Raw genomic sequence first — 2,601 nt, 5'->3', positions numbered from 1 at the left:
GAAAAAAGAAAATTTGGGATAAACATTCAGACTACGGACCGATGGAAGCAAAAGATGTATATATTAGTCCGTTCGGAAAAGCATGTCAGGCGTACGCAACTATGTTTTTCGAAAACTGGGTTATATTATCAGCGAAACATGGATTTTTAAGACCAAGTGATATTGTATTAGAAAACTATGATCTTGCATTTGATTCAAAAAGCGATGAGGTAATAAGTATAGAGCAATTACAAAAACAGATGGTAGATAAAAGTTTATTACAGTTTGACGAAATCGTCTTATTAGCAGGGAAGAAGCATAAAAAAGTAGTGACAAAGCTATATCCAGAAGAAATGATTACATATCCGCTAGAGGGGTGTAAAGGGATTGGGTATATGTTGCAGAGGTTGAAAGAAGCTGTGAAGGAAGGGGAGGAAATATAGGTGTAGTTTCAGTGATTTTAAACTCTATTTATTTAGGGAGCTGAAAAGTAAAATAGAGTTTTTAGGCATCGCCGAAAGGGTGATGCTTTTTTGTTCGTGTCGTCATTCATGTAAAAGTAATTTAGAGAATAAATCATTCGATTTATGAAGCGATAGCTTTTTTATATCGAAAACAAATTGCGTCACTTTTAGAAAATGTAGGACGTATGGGCACAGTTAAGATTGTAAGTGGGAATAGCAATAAGACAAGTTTTGAATAAGATATTAAGAAAGGAGATGTTGATGAATAATGGCTAGATATAGTTTGCACGGAGGACACAATAGTATTGTTCAAGGTGCTAATTTCGGGAATCGGAAAGAACACGTTCTAGATAGGCAAGTTAAAGATGCCGTGGCGGCTAAGTTAAGAGCCCTAGGACACACGGTTTATGACGATACGGACGAGGTAGGGGCAACTCAATCACAAAATTTAAATAATATCATTCGGAATAGCAATTCCCATGCTGTGGATTTAGTTATTTCTTTTCATCTTAATGCAAGTGATGGAAATGGACAGGGTGTTGAGGTTTTATATTATGATCAGAAAGATTTGGCGGCTAAAATCTCAGCTCAACTAGCAAAAGATATTGGATGGCGTGATCGAGGTGCGAAACAACGTACAGATTTAGCAGTATTAAATGGAACGAAGGCACCGGCTATTCTTATTGAATTAGGATTTATTGATAATGAATCCGACATGGCAAAATGGAATGTTGATAAAATCGCTAATTCTATTGTATTTGCTCTTACAGGACAAACTGGAGGAGGTGAAGCGAATTTGCTCAAAGTAAAAACTGGTGGTGTAGCATTTAGTAATTTACAAGCTTTGGCTCAAGCTATGGTTGATGCGGGTATTGATGGACAAATTGTCGTTCAAAAAGATGGCATTGGTTATGCTATAACGAATGGCTATCCGTCCGGGAATATCGATAAATTTACAGCTTGGTTAGATGCACGTAAATGGTACTATGAGTACGTGAGATAAAAGTAGTTTGCTAAATAAAAATAAGAGCCGTCATGTGACGGTTTTTATTTTTATTTAATCTTTTAACTCTACTTATAATATGGAGAAAATAGACTAATAAACAAGCCTTTGTATACTTTCAAACATAGAATATGATGAATTCTATCAAGGAGGAAGCATATTTATGAGAAATACTTGTCATTGTGGACATTTTCAAGATTGTAATAAATTTTGGGATGATTTAATGTTTGGGAGATGTAGATGTAAGCGCAATGATTTTCACGAGTGTTGTTGCAAAGAGAAACCGAAGTGTGAGTGTGAAAAATGTCATTGTAAAACAAAAGCGAAATGCCATTGTAGGCATGAAGAGGAAGGGTATTAATAATAAAAAAGAGTACGATGCGTACTCTTTTTTGGGGTGATTATATTCCATCTTGAACAGATTTCTTTACAATTACCCATGTGTCTTTCTTTTTAACCGTTATAGCTACATTAGTTCCATTAGATTCCTTATAAAAGATATATCCATTGTTTGAGTTTACATATGTAACTGGTTCACCTATGCAATCTCGCGAGCAGGATTTGTTGACTAGTTCAATTAAGGATAGTTCACTTGGATCGGTTTTACTGGCTTCTATAACAGCATCAAGGCTTGTTTTTCGATAGCCTTGCAAGTTTATATGAAAAAGCTGCTCTATTTCTCCTGTAATGCTAGTGTTCATTACTTCTACTGAATTCTTTTTTTCTTGAAGAAAGCCGTTTTCATAAAGTAATTTTGTATAGCCAATCCATGCTATTAACACTAGCATGAAAAACATACCCGTCATTTTAAGTATTCGAAGTCGTTTGCTTATAATTGTTTCTGAGTATTTCATTCACTCTAATCCTCCAATGTTTTTAATTTAAAATATGCTTGGATACATACTTTTAGAAGAGGATGAAAGTTAATGAGTTTTTAATAAAAAAGAAAACATCCAGGGTTAGATGCTTTCTTTTTTTGGTATTTTTGGCTATCTGTTAGTTACTTGTTTCATAAGTGGTCTTATTTCTTTAACTGGTGGTTTCTTATCATAGGCATCAACGTAAGAAAAGTAGTAGTTTAAGTTTCTTAGAAGACCTTTTCCTATTTTTGCACTTAAGAAAGGAAAGACTTGTCCGGTATAATCATCGAGAGAT

4 protein-coding genes are annotated in these 2,601 nt (G+C 34.5%); 3 read left to right on the top strand and 1 reads right to left on the bottom strand.

What is annotated here, in order from left to right:
* From ACQGS6_RS26205 to ACQGS6_RS26195, 3 genes are all read left to right on the top strand, one after another.
* Window positions 1-422 (top strand): DUF6884 domain-containing protein (locus tag ACQGS6_RS26205; protein WP_426965858.1); only part of this gene is annotated, 422 nt, incomplete at its 5' end.
* Between the two features lie 289 nt (window positions 423-711).
* The gene (locus ACQGS6_RS26200) at window positions 712-1,446 is read left to right on the top strand and encodes an N-acetylmuramoyl-L-alanine amidase (protein ID WP_000135281.1); all 735 of its coding nucleotides are present in this window, start codon (window positions 712-714) and stop codon (window positions 1,444-1,446) included.
* A gap of 227 nt (window positions 1,447-1,673) precedes the next feature.
* Window positions 1,674-1,847, top strand: a complete 174-nt coding sequence (locus ACQGS6_RS26195) for a hypothetical protein (RefSeq protein ID WP_000503012.1) — start codon at window positions 1,674-1,676, stop codon at window positions 1,845-1,847.
* Here ACQGS6_RS26195 and ACQGS6_RS26190 read toward each other — a convergent pair whose 3' ends face one another.
* Window positions 1,848-2,300 carry a hypothetical protein gene (locus ACQGS6_RS26190; RefSeq protein ID WP_000877572.1) on the bottom strand — a complete coding sequence of 151 codons (453 nt, stop codon included), beginning with the start codon at window positions 2,298-2,300 and terminating at the stop codon, window positions 1,848-1,850.
* Window positions 2,301-2,601: the final 301 nt, after the last annotated feature.

The organism is Bacillus sp. GMs2/2 (assembly GCF_050172095.1).
Taxonomy (GTDB): domain Bacteria; phylum Bacillota; class Bacilli; order Bacillales; family Bacillaceae_G; genus Bacillus_A; species Bacillus_A cereus.
Note: the sequence above shows the minus strand (reverse complement) of the source record. Positions and strands in the feature narration are given on the sequence as shown.